At 36.1% G+C, this 18,912-nt stretch carries 18 protein-coding genes; all 18 read left to right on the top strand.

The window, feature by feature from the left end:
- Positions 1-13: 13 nt before the first annotated feature.
- A complete protein-coding gene (locus tag J7E57_RS16400; RefSeq protein ID WP_215131931.1) occupies positions 14-1,144 on the top strand; it encodes a glycosyltransferase family 4 protein in 1,131 nt (376 codons plus the stop codon).
- On the top strand, positions 1,141-2,280 hold the full coding sequence (locus J7E57_RS16395) for a glycosyltransferase (RefSeq protein ID WP_215131929.1): 1,140 nt from the start codon (positions 1,141-1,143) through the stop codon (positions 2,278-2,280). The genes J7E57_RS16400 and J7E57_RS16395 overlap by 4 nt, the downstream gene beginning before the upstream one ends.
- Entirely contained in the window at positions 2,273-3,253 is a 981-nt protein-coding gene (locus J7E57_RS16390; protein WP_215131927.1) for a glycosyltransferase family 2 protein, read from the top strand. Before J7E57_RS16395 ends, J7E57_RS16390 begins: the two co-directional genes overlap by 8 nt.
- Positions 3,253-4,065, top strand: a complete 813-nt coding sequence (locus tag J7E57_RS16385) for an FkbM family methyltransferase (RefSeq protein WP_215131925.1) — start codon at positions 3,253-3,255, stop codon at positions 4,063-4,065. Before J7E57_RS16390 ends, J7E57_RS16385 begins: the two co-directional genes overlap by 1 nt.
- Positions 4,062-4,904 (top strand): hypothetical protein, encoded by an 843-nt coding sequence (locus tag J7E57_RS16380; protein WP_215131923.1) that lies wholly within the window; start codon positions 4,062-4,064, stop codon positions 4,902-4,904. The genes J7E57_RS16385 and J7E57_RS16380 overlap by 4 nt, the downstream gene beginning before the upstream one ends.
- Positions 4,904-5,770: a putative sugar O-methyltransferase gene (locus J7E57_RS16375; RefSeq protein ID WP_215131921.1), complete on the top strand. Its 867-nt coding sequence runs from the start codon at positions 4,904-4,906 to the stop codon at positions 5,768-5,770. The genes J7E57_RS16380 and J7E57_RS16375 overlap by 1 nt, the downstream gene beginning before the upstream one ends.
- A complete protein-coding gene (locus tag J7E57_RS16370) occupies positions 5,771-6,739 on the top strand; it encodes a hypothetical protein (RefSeq protein ID WP_215131919.1) in 969 nt (322 codons plus the stop codon).
- Positions 6,740-7,666 carry a glycosyltransferase family 2 protein gene (locus J7E57_RS16365; RefSeq protein WP_215131917.1) on the top strand — a complete coding sequence of 309 codons (927 nt, stop codon included), beginning with the start codon at positions 6,740-6,742 and terminating at the stop codon, positions 7,664-7,666.
- Complete coding sequence (locus tag J7E57_RS16360) at positions 7,663-8,820, top strand: glycosyltransferase (RefSeq protein ID WP_215131915.1); 1,158 nt, start codon at positions 7,663-7,665, stop codon at positions 8,818-8,820. Before J7E57_RS16365 ends, J7E57_RS16360 begins: the two co-directional genes overlap by 4 nt.
- Complete coding sequence (locus J7E57_RS16355) at positions 8,801-9,787, top strand: glycosyltransferase (RefSeq protein WP_215131913.1); 987 nt, start codon at positions 8,801-8,803, stop codon at positions 9,785-9,787. Before J7E57_RS16360 ends, J7E57_RS16355 begins: the two co-directional genes overlap by 20 nt.
- Complete coding sequence (locus J7E57_RS16350) at positions 9,784-10,824, top strand: glycosyltransferase (protein WP_215131911.1); 1,041 nt, start codon at positions 9,784-9,786, stop codon at positions 10,822-10,824. The genes J7E57_RS16355 and J7E57_RS16350 overlap by 4 nt, the downstream gene beginning before the upstream one ends.
- Positions 10,802-11,524, top strand: coding sequence for an FkbM family methyltransferase (locus J7E57_RS16345; protein ID WP_215131909.1), 723 nt, complete (start codon positions 10,802-10,804; stop codon positions 11,522-11,524). Before J7E57_RS16350 ends, J7E57_RS16345 begins: the two co-directional genes overlap by 23 nt.
- Positions 11,525-11,531: 7 nt before the next feature.
- Positions 11,532-12,746, top strand: a complete 1,215-nt coding sequence (locus J7E57_RS16340; RefSeq protein ID WP_215131907.1) for a hypothetical protein — start codon at positions 11,532-11,534, stop codon at positions 12,744-12,746.
- Positions 12,747-12,753: 7 nt separating this feature from the next.
- A complete protein-coding gene (locus J7E57_RS16335) occupies positions 12,754-14,025 on the top strand; it encodes a glycosyltransferase (RefSeq protein ID WP_251029945.1) in 1,272 nt (423 codons plus the stop codon).
- Entirely contained in the window at positions 14,026-14,841 is an 816-nt protein-coding gene (locus J7E57_RS16330; RefSeq protein ID WP_215131905.1) for an FkbM family methyltransferase, read from the top strand. It abuts the gene before it with no gap.
- Positions 14,834-16,135, top strand: a complete 1,302-nt coding sequence (locus J7E57_RS16325) for a glycosyltransferase family 4 protein (protein ID WP_215131903.1) — start codon at positions 14,834-14,836, stop codon at positions 16,133-16,135. Before J7E57_RS16330 ends, J7E57_RS16325 begins: the two co-directional genes overlap by 8 nt.
- Positions 16,125-17,540 carry an exosortase Y-associated Wzy-like protein gene (locus tag J7E57_RS16320; protein ID WP_215131901.1) on the top strand — a complete coding sequence of 472 codons (1,416 nt, stop codon included), beginning with the start codon at positions 16,125-16,127 and terminating at the stop codon, positions 17,538-17,540. Before J7E57_RS16325 ends, J7E57_RS16320 begins: the two co-directional genes overlap by 11 nt.
- Before the next feature lie 63 nt (positions 17,541-17,603).
- Positions 17,604-18,905, top strand: coding sequence for an XrtY-associated glycosyltransferase XYAG1 (locus J7E57_RS16315; protein ID WP_215131898.1), 1,302 nt, complete (start codon positions 17,604-17,606; stop codon positions 18,903-18,905).
- Positions 18,906-18,912: the final 7 nt, after the last annotated feature.

Genomic DNA, 18,912 nt, shown 5'->3' with positions numbered 1-18,912 from the left:
ATTTTTTAAAATTTTGGGCTATAATTCAACATTAGTATCTTATTTCCATTCATTAGAAGGAGGTCGAAAAGCCGGACCATGGAAAAAACCTCCAACTGAAACAAATGTTATTGAGGCTAATTATCCTTATTTAAAAACTGAAGTTCCTGGTTTAAAGCTCCACTTTTTACCAAACGAAGGTAGAGGTAAATTTTTTGAGCGATCCATTTATGCCTATATCAGGCAGCATGCGAAAGAAATAGAAATCCTCAACTTATTCCATTTTAGCTCAGAGAATATTTTTTATGCCATTGTATATAAATTTTTTCATCCTCATGGGAAAATTTACCTAAAACTAGATATTGATATAGATTTCCATAAAAATCAAGCCAGCATATTCAACTCAGCTGGAATATTAGGAAAAGTAAAAAGCTGGGGCTATCAGCAAATGCTATTACCGTTATTCTTTAGGATGGTAAAATTAATTTCTGCAGAATCTATAGATGGTTACCACTATTTTAAAGATCGATATCGAGTGCCTGAAAAGAAGATGGCAATGATACCTAATGGTGCCGATTTGGATCGTCTTTTTGCCCTAACCAAAGGGGTGAAAAGTTTTGTGGAAAAAGAGAATATTTTACTTTCTGTTGGAAGAATTGGTGATGCACAAAAAAACAATGAGCTATTGTTAGAAGCGATTCCAAAATTGTCTGCCCCAAATTGGAAATTCTATTTCGTCGGGCCAATCGAACCTGAATTTAAAGGTTATATCAATAAATATTTTGAAAATTATCCTCATTTAAAAGATCAGGTCATTTTTACTGGAAATATTTCCGATCCCGCCCAATTGTATGGCATTTACAATCGCTCAAAATTATTCTGCTTAAGTTCGTTGTGGGAAGGTTTTCCATTGGCAGCCGTAGAGGCAGCTTGTTATGGAAATGTTTTAGTATTACATAATAAAATTAAAGCTTTCGGCACGTTGACCGATCATGGAAAGAATGGGTTGAGTTTTAATCAAGACAATATTACAGAAGTTTTAGCAGCTATTCTATCGGATGATGAATTACAGCAAAAAATGCATCAAAACGCACTGATTTATTCCCACGAGCAATTTTCTTGGCACAATTCTGTAAAAAAAATAGATACCATTCTTAATTTTTGATTACCCCAGCAACAATTTATTTTTCCAGTACCATTATTCCACTGAAAGATGGAGGCGGTGGTAGTGTGGTGATCTACAGGCATTTGAAGAGACTTCAAAAAGAAGGGCATCATATCGTCTTTTTGAATTGTAGTCCAAATCATGGGGTAAGAACTGAATTTACCCAAATCAATATCCAAAAGAGATGGTGGCATCCGCCCTTGCGAAAATATACACCATTGCTTTCAACATTCCGATTTTGGCTTCACTATCGTTTTTTAAAAAACCGATTAACTTTTCAAAAGGGAGATAAAATTCTTGGTATTTTAGAAGACACTGGCAGCCTTTTAGCACAAATCATAGCTTCACAAACAAAGTTACCTTACTATCTTTTTTTCCACGACGACAATATTTTCAGCAAGTATTTTGAAGGTCATCTGTTCAGCTTGGGCAACCTCAAAAACATCATTCATCACTGTAAACATTTCTTCGTTGTTTCGAAACCTATGCAAGAATTGCTTAAACAAAATTGTGGGGAAAACGCTATTGTGATCTATCCTATTCCAGAAGGTAGCTCCAGAAAGAAAGGTTTGGCAAAAGTAAATTTCAAGGGTCTTCAGCTTTGCTATGCTGGAACGATACTTCCATTCCATGACCAACTGATCAAGAAAATATTTAAGGCGGCACAATCGATGAATGGGCAATTAACTTTGGTTACGAATTCAGACCTTTCCATTGCTAACCGATTTCGCGATTGTGAAGGAATAAAAATAAGGAGGCCATTGGAGAAACTTCATGACCTTTTCACCGTGTTACTAGAAGAGATGGATGTATTGCTCATATTTTACTCTTTTAACTTAGCGGAGGAGATTAGGGCAACACACAGTTTTCCGAGCAAACTCACTGAATTTTGCCATTTAGGAATACCAATTCTGATCATTGCACCTGAAGAGAGTGCTATTGGCCTTTGGGCGAAAGAGCATAAATGGCAATGTTACGTCAATAATGATTCGATGGACGAAATCTCAGAAATGATCAGTCGGTTGCAATTCCCAGATTTTTGGGAAAAATGCAGCCGTCAATCCATTCAGTTGGCAGAAAATGAATTCAATCCTGCAAATATCCACCAACAGCTATCATTGATCTTAAATGAATGATTTAGTTTCCGTCATTATTCCGGCATACAACGCAGAGCGGTTTATTGAAGCAACCATTCAATCTGTTTTGAATCAATCCCATCTGAATTTGGAAATTATCGTGGTTAACGATGGCTCCATGGACCAAACCTTGAAGGTGATTGATGACATCCCAAGTTCAAAAATCAAGGTTATCACAAAAAAAAATGGAGGTGCAAGTGCGGCTAAGCAAACCGGACTTGAAGCAGCTCAAGGAAATTACATCCAATATCTTGATGCAGATGACCTGTTGAGCCAAGATAAAATTGCCGCTCAGGTGGCCATTTTAAAACAGCATCCATTTGCAATTTCATTATGTTCGACTGTTCATTTCTTCGATCAAACAGATCATAAAAGCTATCCAGTAATTGAGGAATGGTATGCACATGAACAAAATAATTCTATTGATTTTTTGATTAAGCTTTATGGAGGCAATTATATCGGACCAACCTATGGCGGGATGATTCAACCTAATGCATTTTTAACGCCCATCGATATCATTAAAAAAGCTGGTCCATGGAATTGTTCTATTTCTCCTTGTCCGGATGAAGATGGTGAATATTTTTGCAGGGTGATCTTGGCCTCAGATGAAGTGATATTTGCAAAAAAAGGAATCAATTACTATCGAAAATTCAGGCAACAAAATAGTCTAAGTGCGATAAGAAGCTATATTGCCTGTAAAAACACGCTCCAATCTACCTTACTCAAAACTGAATATCTGTTAGCCGCAACACCTAAACTTGAGGCAAAAATAGCCATGAGCAATCAGCTATGGGGCGATGCTTTTATCTTCTATCCAAAATATAAAGACTTATCAGCAATGGCTGCCCAAAAAGCTAAGGAGTTGTACCCTAAATTAAAGATTGAGCCTTTCAAAAGTCCTGTCAAAAAAGTGATAAGTCGGCTATTTGGATGGAAAACTGTGATGAAAGTTGATTATTTTAGATTTAAATAATGAGAAGATTAATTGAGCGCTTTTTCATTAAAATATTGAAACTCCTAAAGGTAGACCTCTTGGCTCATGCTCATATTCAGTTGGGAGTTGGTCATAACACTTACTTTTCTGGAGAAGCATATATTGTCACTACAATTGTTCCCGACTTACTCCAAGGTGAGCCCAAAGTAATTTTTGATGTGGGGGCAAACATCGGTGAATATGCTTCTTTCCTTCGGAAAAATTACAAGCAATCAACCATTCATTGCTTCGAGCCTATTGCTAAGACTTTTAAAACCTTGGAAGAACGCTCCAAAACGGATTATTTCATCTGTAATCATTTTGGTTTAAGCGATAAGGCGGAACGAGCGAACCTTTACATTGCCAGTAAAGATGATGATGCAAGCATGGCTACTGCCTATCCTGCTTCCATTAACGATATTTTCACTTTTGTAGGGAACACATCTGCAGGAACTGAATGCAATTTTGTTACCTTGGATGAGTATTGTGAAACCAATCACATTAACCAAATTGATTTCTTGAAAATTGATGTTGAAGGTCACGAATTAAGCGTACTAAAAGGGGCAAAAAAAATGCTCAACAAGCAGGCCATTTCAATTATCCAGTTTGAATTCAACGAATTTAACATCACCTCAAAAAGCTTCATGATTGATTTCTACAAAATTTTGCCGAATTATAAGCTCCATCGGATCATGCCCAACAATAGATTACTGCCACTGGGCGAGTATAATTCTAAACATGAAATTTTCAGGTATCAAAATATATTGGCTATAAAAAATAGCGAAATAAGCAAAGCTACTGTCGATATATGATTTCACTTGTCATTTTTACTTGCGAAGGACGTGAGCATCTGTTAAGTCAAACCATCAACTCATTTCGCAAACATTTTAGCTATAACTGGACGAAGGTTATCCTTGCTGTAGATGGACAAGTTAATCCTCAGCTGATCAACGAGATTAAACCTGACGTTATTCTTCAGCATCCTCAAAGAAGCGGATATGTAAATAGCATCTCTACTACGCTGAAAACAATCAATACCCCTTACTTTTTTTGGTTGGAGGATGATTGGACTTTTCATTCTTCGGTAGCCCTAGAAACGCTTGCCGCACAGCTTGAAAACCATCAAGATTGGGCCGAGATTATGCTCAGCAAAACCGGACCATTAACCCAAGAGGAGAAGATTAATCCATTGATGGGAAATTTCTTTAATTCTATCTATGGGTTTTCCGCTAATCCATGCCTTTGTAATACTAAACAGTTGCAAGATGGATTTTTCGCATTGGAATTAGCGCCAAAGGGTGGACAATTAGGTCAGGATGGTTTTGAGAATTTCCTCACTAAAAAATTTTCCGATGAAAATATTAAAACTGTGGTTTTAGACCCGGTAGATCAATTCTCCATTTCACATGAAGGTTATCTGGAAACAACGCCAAGAAAATGGCACATGACCAACTCTCTAGAAGGAGCTAAGACGCAAGAACATTTGATGACTATTCCCGTTCCTCCTTTTTGGCGACGCGTGACCATGGTTTTTAAGTTGATAGGTACTTTCTTTAAACTATTCGTTGTTCAACTCTACAACAATAAGATTTACGAATTCTGCTTTAGAGTTGTAGCTTCAGCTCAATCAACACTCAAGAACAAAGATTGATGAAATCAGCTTCAGACAACCAACGCTATAATGATTTCTGTAAGAGAGCCGCTACTGATGATGCTGTGTTCAGTACCTTCAGGCAAAATGAGGCATTTCAGGAAATCCTAGAACATTTCTCTTATGAAGATGGATTAACCTATTTAAATCAGCTCAAAAAACATGCACCATTATTGTTAACGGGAATTAATACCTTCAAAACAAACGACAATTTTGGAGGGGCTGACATCCATTATTATGAAGAAATTGGGAATATTTCTCCCTCCACTTTACATTACATCCGTCAATTGGCTTATTTAGAAAATAGTTTTGGGAACCTTGATGGCTTACATCTTGTAGAGATTGGTGGTGGATATGGTGGTTTAGCCAAGCTGGTGATGGATCGTTTTAATATTGCCTCATATACCATTTTTGATTTGCCAGAAGTTAATCTGCTCACAACAAAATACCTTGAGAAATTTGGAAATCAATATTTAGATAAAGTGATTTTTGGCAATCTAGATGAAGTAAAAAATCAAACTTACGACATTTGTGTGAGTAATTGCGCTTTTACGGAATGTACACCATTCATTCAAGATCAATATTTAGAAAAAGTAATTAGCCGTGCCAAGAGTGGTTTTATGATTTATAATTTCAGGGTTGAATCCTACCACCCTGTTGTTATTTTCAATAAAATGGAAGCATTAGATTTAAAAAGAATGGGCACACTTCCAGTTGAAGATTCCAATGCAAATACCTTTATTTTAGCTTGGAATACCCAATTGTCACTTCATAGACTCCCTTACAGAAGAAGATTTGTCCATAAACTTTCTCCAAAACTTTATCAATTCGGACTAAAAATCTATCAAGGAATTAAAAATAGGTAAATGCAAAGGCAGGTCATCACTTTAGCGACGGGAAAAAAATTATATGTCGACTTAGCTGTTAATTTAGCGAGGTCCTTTATCAGATGGAATGATCACGAGTCAATTTCATTCATCATTGTTACTGATCAACCTGCATTTATTCCAGCTGATGTAAAAGCCTGGGCGAAAACAATCGTTATTGAAGAAGGCGCTTTCGGACTTGGTTTTTCTCCTAAACTCCATCTTGATAAAATTGTACCAGCAGGGCAAACACTTTTTATCGATAGTGATTGTTTGATCTTTGGCAATATTGAACTCATTTTTAATCAGTTTCTTGGAAACACGGTGAGTGTGCTTGGCGGCTACATCAGTGACGGAGAATGGTTTGGAGATGTTAAGTCTATACTTCAACAGTTTAACCTTGTTCAAATGCCCAAATTTAACGGAGGCATTTATTACTTAGAAAATAATGCAAAAGCCAAAGAAGTTTACGAAACAGCAAGGGATTTGGAAAAAAGGTATGATGAAATCGGATTCAAAAGATTGAGAAATCGACCAAATGATGAGGTAATCATGGCACTGGCAATGCAACTTCATCAAATGCAACCGTTAATAGACGATGGCACCACAATGAGCGATCCTCAAGCTTGCCCTGGTGGCTATAAAATTGATGTGGTGAGCGGTGAAAGGTGGTTAATTAATCCATCAAAACCTCATCCATTGCATCAGGATTGGTATCCATTTGAAAAAGTTCAGCCGCTAATTTTTCATTTTTTAGGCTACTATACAAAACATTATCCTTATCAAAGGGAAGTTTTCCGATTAGAACATTTCTTAAACCAAAAATTAAATTGGTTGACAGAGTTACAAGCTAAATTTGAAATTGAATGGCCAGAGAAAATTAAGATTTCTGTTAAAAACACATTCCGTCCTGTTTACAGAAAAATATTCGGCATTAGAAAAATCGAGAAATCAGAACGTACGGTCTAAATGGATATCAGCATTATCATTCCAACTTATAATCGATTGTGGAGCTTACCTCAAACTATAGAAAGTTGCAGAAATACAAGCTGCTCAATAGAAATCATTGTGATAGACGATGGTAGCAGCGATACCACCTGGGAATGGTTAAAATCACAAACCGATATTAAAGCGATTAAACAAGAAAATTTGGGGAAGTGTTGGGCAGTGAACAGAGGTTTTGAATTGGCAACAGGAAAATATATTCGCTTTCTAGATTCTGATGATCTACTTTCTCCAAAGGCCAATGATGAACAATTAGTCTTGGCAGAAGAAACTGGAGCCGATGTAGTGGTAAGTGGTTATCAAGTAATTGATGAAAACAACAAAGTGCTAAGAAGTCAGCTGTGGGTCGATTGTGATGATTTCATTGCACAACAATTAGGAGAATGTGATTCGTCACATTATTCATCTTACCTCTTTAGGAAAAATTTTATCAAAGACATTCCACATCGTCCTGATTTTGCCTTTCGAGATGATCGTTTATATGTACTTGAAACCGCACTAAAAAACCCTCAAGTATCTATACATCATAGATATGCACTCTCACATCGTGTACACACCCAGGAAAGGTTACAGTTTACCTCCGCAAGCAACCATATGATTCAAAATGCACAGCACCTGAAAATTTACCAAAAAATCTTGGGAACATTAGCTAAGAATGATGCATTAAATCAAAGAAGAAAAAATGCCAGTTTAAATACTTTATGGGTTTTAGCACATTGGATCGCAAAATACGACCTCAAAGAAGCTTCTTCGGTGGTGGAATGGGTTTTTGAAATGAACCCAAATTTTAATCCACCAGAAAAAGGAATGCTTGGAAAATTGTACCGTACACTTGGATTTAAACGCACTGAAAAACTACTCCGTTTTCGAAGGGCATTAATCAGACCATGAAAATTTTTATATCCTTTCTTCAATCTCAAATTCAGCATCCTATTGCTGCATATAGTTTTTGGGAATATTACATCAAAAATGGAATCGAAGAATTTGGCGCAAATTGGGTTGAATGCAAGGATATAGATTGGGCCAAAGGTTTGGTTCAGCAAAGCGAGGAAGAGTTTTCTGCATGGAAAACGTCATCTTGGGAAAAAGCAATCTCTTACCTGAAGGAAAATCCGGTAGATCTTTTTTTAAGCTATCTATATCCAGAACAGGTCGATTCTTCTGCCATTGCTGAGATCCAAAAGATGGGCACCCCATGTGTCAATTTTTTTTGTGATCATGTAAGGATGTTCAAAAAGGTACCAAAGGAATTTGCGATCTTCGACCTTAATTGGGTTCCTGAATATAAAGCCATCAAATTTTATCGAGATGCTCAACTGGCCTATATTTATCTACCGATGCCGATGTGGGTTGAACAAAAATACCGTACTATAGCAGATGAAGAAACAGATCAAATTGTATTTATCGGTTCAAAAGATATTCAAAGGCATCTATTTTTTGAGCAACTATCGCAACAGGTAGGAACTAGCAAAATTGATATCTACGGAAGTGGTTGGATAGATGAAACTCAAGGTACTGTTGGTCCAATTTTTTCTACCATGGATAAATTGAAAAATCAAATCAATTTCCTATCGAAACATGGCATTTGTTCATTTTATCACAAGCTAAAACACAAATCTTATCACCCAGCCATAAGTGAAACATTATCCACTTTGCTGAGAGGTAAACCAAGTTTTGATGATTATGTGAGGATTACACGCGAGAGCGCCATTACATTAGGGATTAACCGTTATCCTAGCTTCAATTTTCCAATGCATCAACCCGACACCTATTCAAGATTAAGAGATATTGAAGCACCTATGCTGGGGGCATGTTACCTCACTGAATATACTGAAGGATTGGAAGATTTATACGATTTAGACCAAGAGATACTAACTTATCAGCAAATTGATGATTTTCTAGACAAAAGCAAAATGTTGGCTCAAGATAAACAGCGCAGGACTAATCTACGTACAGCCGGACAGCAAAAAGCATTAAATCAGCTAAATATTTCTAGCAGCCTTCAACAAATTATTAATGTTCTAAATGGGCAAGATAGAAAATAGAATTATCATTTATTTCCATTTAGAGAAAAGCAAAGACCATTTTATTCCCGGCGATCGTTACCTTATTCCTTTGTTACGCAATCTCATCAAGAAGAAAAAGACCAGTGGAATTGAAAAAGTTTTTAAAAATCTCTGTAAATCCTTTGATAAGTTGCATGTTAAATACGAGATTAACATTCCATTTGAGCGCTTAACAATTAAAGATCAGGTCATTGTATTAGGTGGCCCCAAAGTTTTGGAGCATTACCATCAATCAAATAAAATTGTTGCAGGTATTGCATTGATGACACATCCATCTGAATGGCCAGATTTATTTGAACAATATCCTGTAGCTACTTACCTTCAGCATTCTCCATGGACAGTATCACTTTACAACAGATGGTATGGTGCAGGAAAATGTAAAAGCTGGCCGAGTGGAATAGATACAGCATTTTGGAAGCCCAGTTCAGGTGCATCAAAAAGACTGCTGGTTTATGTGAAATTCCTTTGGGATAAAACTGAAAATGAAGAAATATTGCTCAAGCCTATACTAAATCAACTTGATCAAAAAGGTATTGACTATCACCTCATTCGTTATGGGCAGTATGATATCAAGACTTACCAAAAGCAACTATCCAATAGCTATGGCATGATTTTCCTTTGTGAGCATGAAAGTCAAGGTCTAGCTTATCAGGAGGCGATGGCCATGAATGTTCCCATTTTGGCATGGGATCAGGGATTTTGGTTAGATCCACATCGATTAGCGTGGGGCGAAACGGAAGCTGTACCTGCAAGTTCAGTTCCCTATTTTGATGAACATTGTGGAGAAAAATTCAAAGACCTCGATGAATTCAAAGAAAAACTACCTTTATTTATGAATGGCGTGTCAAATGACAAATATGCTCCAAGGAATTATATTTTAAAGCATTTGAGCTTAGAAAGAAGTGCCGAACGAATCTTGGAAATTTTAAACGAGGTTTATTCATGAGAATTTTATTGATCATGGACCCTGGAATTCCCGTCCCACCGCCACTGTATGGCGGGCATGAAAGACTGGTTTTTATGTTTGCCGAAGAATACCACAAACTTGGTCATGAAGTAAGCTTATTGGGTGGGCCAAATTCACACATCAGTGGAAAGGTTTACAGCTTTGGCAAGAATGATTTGAAACGATCTAAATTTCAACAGTTTAAAGAGGTATTATCTGCTTGGAAGTTTCTTTTTACTAAAAGAAATGAGTTTGATTTTATTCACAATTTTGGTCGCTTAATTTATCTTTTACCCATTCTGAATGCTAAGGCTCATAAAATCATGACTTATGGTAGGCCTGTTGCACAAAAAGGGATTAAATTGGTGACATCGTTGCCAAATAAAAATTTGGTATTTACTGCCTGTAGTAATTATTGTGTGAGTACCGGTAATGTAGCGGGAACCTGGAAAACTGTTTACAATGCCATTGATTTTTCCAATTATCAATTGCAAGAAAAAATAGTTCATGATGCCCCATTGATGTTTTTAGGGAGATTAGATAAGATAAAAGGCCTTCATACAGCCATAGCCATTGCAAAAAAAACAGACCATAAATTATGGATTGGAGGAAATATCCCTACCACTCTAGATAATTACACCTACTTCAAGGATGAAATTGAACCTTTGGTTGATGGAGAACAAATCATTTACCTAGGCGCCCTAAATGATGAGCAAAAAAATGAATACTTAGGAAAAGCAAAAGCCTTACTTTTCCCCATAGAATGGGATGAACCTTTCGGGATGGTGATGGTGGAAGCGATGGCATGCGGCACTCCGGTGATTGGTTTTAAAAGGGGTTCTGTTCCTGAGGTAATTGACGAAGGAATATCAGGTTTCATTGTAGAAAATGAAGAAGAGATGCTAAAGTATTTGTTAAAAGTTAACACGATAAACCGAAAACTTTGTAGAGAGACTGCTAAGCATAAATATGATGCCACCGTTATCGCTAAAGAGTATTTAACGCTACTACAAAATGATAAAAAAACTGATTATTAAGCTCATCCCCAAAAAGCTGGTTGAGATTATAAAAACTAAATTTGAAGTACCTTCCCAAAAATCTTCATTTACAAGACTGAAGAAATTGGGTTTCAATCCTAAAAAAATTATCGACATTGGTGCTTATGAGGGGTATTGGGCTTTGGAGATTAATCAGATTTTTCCGGGTGTGCAGCTATTGATGATTGAAGGACAGCAAAATAAAAAGCCTCTTTTAGATCAAGTATCAAAGCAAATCTTTGGTTCAAAAGTAAATATTGCCCTTTTGGGTGCTGAAAAAAAGTATGTTGAATTTAATATTTACGAATCAGCGAGTTCCATTTTCAAAGAGGATAATGAGACCAATGCAAAAGTGGAGACCATACAACTTCAACTTCTAGATGAAGTTGTTGTAGAAACAGATTTCGAATCTGTAGACCTTATTAAACTTGATACCCAAGGATCGGAAATTGAAATCTTAAAAGGCGGTCTGACTGTTTTAAAATCTGCGCAGGCAGTACTCATGGAAGTTTCCATGCTTGGGATTTACAAAGGTGCACCATTAGTTAGCGACGTCATTTTATTTATGAAGGATAATGGGTTTATCTTATATGATATATGCTCAATCATGCGTAGGCCTTACGACAAAGCACTGTTTCAATCAGATTTTCTATTTATTAAACAAACACATCCGTTAGTTTCATCAACACGATGGCTCTAGCTAAACTATGAAAGTTGTATTGATTACATCAGGGCAACCCTCCACAAACCCTAGGCTTGTGAAAGAGGCTTTTGCCCTAATAAATGCAGGCTATGAAGTAACTTTGATTTACCAATTCCGTATAGCTTGGGCCGAACGTCTGGATTTTGAAATTTTAAACGAGACCAGATTAAAATCCATCAAGGTTGGTGGGCATCCAACCGAAAGTCGAATAACTTATCTTTCTACGACAATTAGGCATAAGCTGGCACAGTGGTTAGCAAAGCTTATTGGCATTAAATTTACAGCACTTTATGCCATTGGAAGATGTACTCCTGAATTGGTTAATCAGGCTAAAAAAATAAAAGCAGATGTCTATATCGCCCATAATTTAGCCGCACTCCCAGCAGCAGCACTCGCTGCGAAGAAAAACAAAGCGAAATTGGGCTTTGATGCTGAAGACTTTCACCGCCATGAACTATATGATGATCCTCAGCAATTTGATGTGCGTTTAAAGGTGCATTTGGAAGATAGATATTTACCAGTTTTAGACTATTTAAGTACTGCTAGTCCGTTAATCAGTAAAGCTTACCAGCATCTCTATCCAAACTTAAGACCACACACCATTCTTAATGTTTTTCCAAAAGAAAACATTAATGAAATTATACATGATTACCCTATTAAATTGTTTTGGTTTTCTCAAGTCATTGGTAGAGATAGGGGCTTGGAAGCTGTCATCAAAGCTATTGGTAATTGTAAGCAAAAGTTTGAATTACATTTATTGGGTGAGCATAAGGATGGAATTAAAGATTATTTTAATCAAATTGCGCTAGAAAATGAGGTGTTTCATCCAATATGCTATTATCATCCTATTTCTCCAGACCAAATTATTTCATTTGCCCAAAAGTTTGACATCGGTTTAGCAACAGAAATTGGAATTCCGAAAAATCGAGATATCTGTTTAACCAATAAAATCTTTACTTATATCCAGTCTGGATTAGCCATTATTGCATCAGACACCACAGCTCAAAAACAATTAATTGAAGATTATCCTAATATGGGAATAATCTATAAGAAAAATGACTCTGAGTCTTTGACCCATGCCTTAAAAATGTATTTAGAAGATAAATATTTATTATTTGCTCATCAAAAACAAGCTTTTAAATATGCAGGTGAAACTTTAAACTGGGATAGTGAAAAGGAAAAATTTCTATCTAATGTAAAATATACAATCGAAAATTGAAATTTAATTGAAACGCGTTCTCATCATATCTCCTTATTTTTCTCCTGCCAATACAGCGGATATGCAACGCATTAGAATGAGTTTGCCGTACTTTGAAAACTTTGGATGGGATGCAGAAGTTGTAACTGTTGAAGATGAATATATTGATACGGTAAAAGACCCACTCTTATTACAATCTATACCAAATAAGGTAAAAATCCATCGCGTAAAAGCGTTATCAAAAAAATGGACAAGTAAGCTTGGGCTTGGGAATTTAGCTTTACGCTCTTTATGGTTTTACCGAAATAAAGTAAATGAGTTACTAAAAAAGGAAACATTCGATTTAATATATTTTTCGACTACTGCTTTTCCAATTTGTATTTTGGGCGCTTATTGGAAAAAAAAACATGGTATACCTTATGTTATCGATATGCAAGATCCTTGGCATACTGATTACTATCAAAGTAAAACAAAAAAAGAAAGACCTAAAAAGTATTGGTTCTCCTACCGTTTGAATAAATATTTAGAACCAATTGCCATGAAAAGTGTTGATGGCTTAATCAGTGTTTCGGCAAATTATATTGATACTTTAAAAGTTCGTTATCCATATTTAAAAGATAAACCAAGCGCTGTGATTACTTTTGGCGCTTTTGATTTGGATTTTAAAATTGCAACAATCAATGGTTCAAACCTAAAAATTCGATTTGATAGCAGTCACATTAATTTGGTTTATGTGGGTAGAGGTGGTTATGATCTGCATCCAGCGCTGAATACACTTTTTACATTCTTCAAAAAAGGACTAGAATTAAACCCCATTGTATTCAAGAAGATTAGAATGCATTTTATAGGTACAAGTTATGCACCCCGAGGAAAGGGTGAGCACACAATTTTACCTATGGCACAACGCTTTAACATCTTACCTTTTGTGCATGAGCAAACGGATAGAATTGGTTTTTACGATAGCATTAATTGCTTGCAACAAGCTGACGGTTTGCTTATCATTGGATCAAATCAAGCTGCATATACCGCTTCAAAACTTTATCCGTATATCTTAGCTAAAAAACCGCTACTTGCTGTTTTGCACCAAGCAAGCAGTGCTACACAAATCATTAAGGATTGTAATGCAGGATATCATTTGGATATTGATGCAAATGAAAATTCTGCCTTTGACCAACTAAATGAATATCTACAAAATGTTGTGCAAAAATTAATCCCTCAAACAAATTGGAAAGCATTTCAACCTTATACAGCATCTGCAATGACAAAAGAGCAAGTAAACCTATTCAATAAAGTTATTTAAATGCAATCCATTTATAAATTTATTTTAAAAAGACCTTTTTTTAGAGGGCAGGATAGAATATTTAATTATCTTTTTACTAAGCATAAATTTAAAAAAGCAGTCCAAATTGACGAACCATTAGAGGGTAATTTCAAAATCTATTGCGATACTTCAACATGGATTGGAGGAAAAATTGCATATACAGGAGATTACGAACCTGAACTTAAAAAAGTTTTTAAATCCATTATTAAACCAGGCGACCATATTTTAGACATCGGAGCAAATATTGGATTTCATACCATATATTTTGCTCAACTTACAGGAAATATGGGTAGAGTAACTGCCTTTGAGCCTGTTCCACATAATTATCTTGCCCTCAGGAAAAATATTGAGTTAAATAATTTCACAAATATTACCTCTCATAATATTGCTTTAAGTAATAAAAATGAGCAAATTAAAATCCAAGCAGATTTAAAGAGCACCAATCCTGGCGCCTACAATCTATTCGACCAAAATGGCAACGTTTCTATAAAGTGCTTCGTAGGAGATGAAATTATTGTAGATCGAAAAGTCGACTTCATAAAAATTGATGTTGAAGGTTATGAAAGTTTTGTTTTAGATGGGTTGATAGAAACAATAAAGAAAAATAAGCCAAAAATTATTTTCGAGTACGATAAACATTACCATATAAAAACTGGTCGAGCAGAGGATTATATATTTATCTTACTGACTTCATTAAATTATGGTTTTGAATATATCCATAGAAATGGGTTGAGGAAAATCATCAACTTTGAAAATTTAGTTTCAGGTAATATTTTAGCTGTACCTAATGATTAAAAAACTGGCTATAATTACTACACATCCTATTCAATACTATGCACCAGTGTTTCAGTTGATGGCAAAAGAGCTTGATTTAAAAGTATTTTATACTTGGGGAAAAGCCTCTGTAAATAAATTTGATGCTGGTTTTAAAAAACAAGTTGAATGGGATTTACCACTTTTAGACGGATACGATTCTACGTTTGTAGAAAACATAGCTAAAGATAAAGGCACGCATCATTTCAATGGTATTGTGAATCCTCATCTGATAGATACGGTCCAAAGCTTTAAACCTGATGCCATTTTAGTTTATGGGTGGGCATGGCGCAGCCATTTAAAGGCAATTCAATATTTTAAAGGGAAAATCCCAGTCTATTTCAGAGGTGATTCTACCTTACTCAATTATCAATTTGGTTTAAAATCTATCTTAAAAAAGATTTTTCTTAAATGGGTATATCGCCACATTGGCCTGGCTTTTTATGTAGGGAAGCAAAACAAGAATTATTTCAAAAAGTATGGTCTGTTAGAAAAACAATTGGTTTTTGCGCCGCATGCGATAGACAATGAACGATTTGCAGAAGATAGAGGTGTAGAAGCTAGTTCCTTAAGAGGCAAGCTTGGCATGGCTCCTAAGGAAATACTAATACTTTTTGCAGGCAAATTTGATCTTGTTAAAAATCCTTTCATTTTATTAGATGCTTTTATTAACCTTGACTTGAAAAATACACATTTACTTTTTGTTGGAAATGGGGTGTTAGAGGGGAGTTTGAAAAGGAAAGTTGAGGGATTAGGAACCAAGAGATCCTTCGACTACGCTCAGGATGACAATGAAAGTAGTTCGGAATTGGAAGTTCGGAGTTGGGAGGAAAACATCAATGAAAAGCCCTTCGACTACACTCAGGATGACGATATTAACAATCAGGATGACAGTATAAAAAAGAGGATTCACTTTATGGATTTTCAGAATCAAACAACAATGCCAGTTGTATATCAGGCATGTGATTTATTTTGTTTACCATCTTTGAGCGAAACCTGGGGATTGGCTGTTAATGAAGCCATGGCTTCAAAAAAGGCAGTATTGGTCTCTAATAAAGTTGGCTGTGCTATAGATTTAGTTAAACTGAGAGTTAATGGAGAAGTATTTAAATCAGGTGATTTAACTGATCTTAAACAAAAACTAAAAACGCTAACTGAAAATAAAGATAAATTAGCGCAAATGGGATTGACTTCACATGAAATTATCCAAAAATGGTCATTTGCAAAACAAGTGAAAGTGATTGTTGATACCATCCAAAATAAACATGCAAAATAACAATCCTACCAAACTCATTATAACCTTATACTTTCCAGTACTGGTTTCGTACTTATTAATCAACAGCCCGATTATTTCTTATTTTGTCGCATGGTTTGGCTCACTCTTTATTTTTTATACGACCATATTATCGCCGGCAGCGATTATTAATCGCGATTTGCCTATCCATAAGCAAATTATGCGGCCTTTATTTCTTACCCAGCTCATTTTTGCAGGATTTATGTGTACCACTTCCATATTTTATTTTATGGATCACTTAGGCTACCGGTATTTAACTGAAGTTAATTATGGCGCACAGTTTAAAGAAAGTGAACAAACTGCACTGATTGCCAGTTGCCAACGCATGAGTTTAATGGCACATGCGACATTGGCTACTGGTATGCTTTTGGTTCAAAAGAATCGCATTAAAATTAAGAGTATAAAAGCCTTTGATGACAATGATGATTTTTTAATCTGGCTCAGTATTATTGTATTTGCAATAGGATCGTTAGCTCAAAATTTTTCAGGACTTAGCCAAATTGCACTCCCGCTTACACTGGTCGGAATATCCTGTGCAGCAGTATTATTTGTTAAAGGATTTAATACAAAAAACATCAAATACCTTGGCATAGGTGCTACTATTTTCATCCTTAATTTTATCCATGCTTCATTATCAGGATATAAAGAGCCTATTATTATTAATGTTATTGTCATTGCCTGCGTTTTTTTTCCTTATTATAAGAAATTGATTCTCTATTTGGCTATCCCTGTGGCCTATATATTACTTTATTTCTTGCCGACATATAATAATACGGTTAGGCAAAGCTGGGGTGGAGAAGTAAGTGCAGAAGAGGCACAAAATCAGGCCTTTGAAAATATCAACCTTGATAATGAGGAACAGATTGAAGATACGAACTGGGGCTTCCTTACCAGGAGACTGAGCGAATTAGAAATGTTTACTCAATTTGTAGATTTTGTACCTGATCATCACCCCTATTATGACTGGGAGATTGTCGAAAATTCTTTAGAAGGACTGATTCCCAGAATTTTCTGGTCGGGTAAACCCAGTATGGAAACCGTTTCCATGCAGCGTGTTTACGATGCAGGTGTGGCACATCAAATGTCGGCAGTTTCGGCAAAAACTCGCCCCGTAGTTGATGCCTATTTAAGCTGGGGTATAGTTGGTGTATTTTTCTTTATGCTCCTATACGGAATGTTGGTTCAACATTTATCTGATTTAGCCGAAAGTTTATTTGGTGGTTACGAACTGGGTTGTGTGATTATGTTCAATAGCATTTTCCAAGGTCTCTGGCGGGGAAATAACTTCGAATTTATGTTCAACAACATCTTTTGGGGTTATGTAATTATGTGGTTTCTTTTTTATCTGCTTAGAACCATAAAGGTATTGAAGCCTGTGTTTGATTAGGGGGTTAGGGTTTAGGGGATTAGTGTTTAGCTGGTTAGGGGTTAGTTGTTTAAAGAATTCATATTGAAAATTATTCATATTACTGCTTCTTATAAACCCGCATACATTTACGGCGGCCCCATACAGAGTGTAGGGAAGTTATGCGAGGCCTTAGGTGGGTTAGCCGTGAGGAGTGAGGGGTTAGGCGTTAATGAGGTGCAAATATTAACTACAACGGCAAATGGAACAAATGAGCTAGACATGGCGATAGATAAACCTGTACTAGTAGAGGGTGTAAAGGTTACTTATTTTAAACGCTGGACAAAAGATCACAGCCATTTTTCGCCAGGTTTGTTGCGGTCCTTAAGAAGGAAGATCCTTCGACACTTCGTCAAGCTCAGTGCAGGCTCAGCTCAACATAACAAATTAAACACAACCAATCAAAACCTAAAAGGACCACCCCGTCTTACAGACACCCCTCCAGAGGAGGGGAATATTGTACACATCCATGCCTGGTGGAATTTAGTTTCAGTATTGAGTTGTTTAGTGGCTATGTGGTATAAAATACCAGTGGTTTTATCTCCTAGAGGCATGCTCACCTCCTATACATTTGGTAACCGGAATTCATTTCCAAAAAAAATCATCCATAAATTATTGGGAGAACGTTTATTAAAATACTGCCATATCCACGCCACCAGCGAACAGGAAAAAAGAGATATTTTAACGATAGTGCAACCTAAAAGCATCAGGGTAATTGCCAATTTGGTTAGTTTAGGTTCAGGAGTAGCAGATAGTGGGTATCAGATAGCGAGTGGCAAGTATCAAGAATCTCTAATTTTTAACATTATATTTCTTTCGCGCATTGAAAAAAAGAAGGGGCTTGAGTTGCTTTTTGAGGCCTTAGCACTTGTTGATATCCCTTGGAGATTAACTATTGGAGGTACAGGAAAAGAAGAATATGTACAAAGTTTAAAAGACAAGGCTGAAAAGCTGAAACTTAGCGAGCGCATTACCTGGCTTGGACAGGTGAGTAATGCGGATAAGTTTAACTTAATGGCCATGCATGATTTAACTGTGCTCACTTCTTACAATGAAAATTTTGCCAACGTAGTGGTAGAAAGTTTAAGTGTGGGTACGCCCGTACTCATCAGCAAATTTGTTGGCCTTGCTGATTATGTCTCAGCTAAAAACCTGGGGTGGATTACAGGGTTAGGCATTGAAGAGATCAAAACCGGAATAGTTTCTGCTCAGCAGGATATTGAAAAAAGAAAAAAAATCAGAAGTACTGCTCCATTGCAAATCAATGCTGATTTTAACGATGATACATTGGTTAAACAATATGTTGAACTTTACAAAGAAATTCTAGCTAGCCCAATAGCACTTTAATCCTGAT

This window comes from Pedobacter sp. ISL-64, assembly GCF_018613605.1.
Taxonomy (GTDB): domain Bacteria; phylum Bacteroidota; class Bacteroidia; order Sphingobacteriales; family Sphingobacteriaceae; genus Pedobacter.
The sequence above is the reverse complement of the archived record's forward strand: the minus strand, read 5'-3'. Positions and strand labels throughout refer to the sequence as shown.

What these genes read in the sequence shown, in the direction of transcription:
- J7E57_RS16370 (WP_215131919.1), top strand. Translation starts at nt 5,771, where the DNA reads ATGCAAAGGCAGGTCATCACTTTAGCGACGGGAAAAAAATTATATGTC.
- J7E57_RS16365 (WP_215131917.1), top strand. Translation starts at nt 6,740, where the DNA reads ATGGATATCAGCATTATCATTCCAACTTATAATCGATTGTGGAGCTTA.
- J7E57_RS16320 (WP_215131901.1), top strand. Translation starts at nt 16,125, where the DNA reads ATGCAAAATAACAATCCTACCAAACTCATTATAACCTTATACTTTCCA.
- J7E57_RS16340 (WP_215131907.1), top strand. Translation starts at nt 11,532, where the DNA reads ATGAAAGTTGTATTGATTACATCAGGGCAACCCTCCACAAACCCTAGG.
- J7E57_RS16380 (WP_215131923.1), top strand. Translation starts at nt 4,062, where the DNA reads ATGATTTCACTTGTCATTTTTACTTGCGAAGGACGTGAGCATCTGTTA.
- J7E57_RS16350 (WP_215131911.1), top strand. Translation starts at nt 9,784, where the DNA reads ATGAGAATTTTATTGATCATGGACCCTGGAATTCCCGTCCCACCGCCA.
- J7E57_RS16355 (WP_215131913.1), top strand. Translation starts at nt 8,801, where the DNA reads ATGGGCAAGATAGAAAATAGAATTATCATTTATTTCCATTTAGAGAAA.
- J7E57_RS16385 (WP_215131925.1), top strand. Translation starts at nt 3,253, where the DNA reads ATGAGAAGATTAATTGAGCGCTTTTTCATTAAAATATTGAAACTCCTA.
- J7E57_RS16325 (WP_215131903.1), top strand. Translation starts at nt 14,834, where the DNA reads ATGATTAAAAAACTGGCTATAATTACTACACATCCTATTCAATACTAT.
- J7E57_RS16345 (WP_215131909.1), top strand. Translation starts at nt 10,802, where the DNA reads ATGATAAAAAAACTGATTATTAAGCTCATCCCCAAAAAGCTGGTTGAG.
- J7E57_RS16375 (WP_215131921.1), top strand. Translation starts at nt 4,904, where the DNA reads ATGAAATCAGCTTCAGACAACCAACGCTATAATGATTTCTGTAAGAGA.
- J7E57_RS16390 (WP_215131927.1), top strand. Translation starts at nt 2,273, where the DNA reads ATGAATGATTTAGTTTCCGTCATTATTCCGGCATACAACGCAGAGCGG.
- J7E57_RS16360 (WP_215131915.1), top strand. Translation starts at nt 7,663, where the DNA reads ATGAAAATTTTTATATCCTTTCTTCAATCTCAAATTCAGCATCCTATT.
- J7E57_RS16330 (WP_215131905.1), top strand. Translation starts at nt 14,026, where the DNA reads ATGCAATCCATTTATAAATTTATTTTAAAAAGACCTTTTTTTAGAGGG.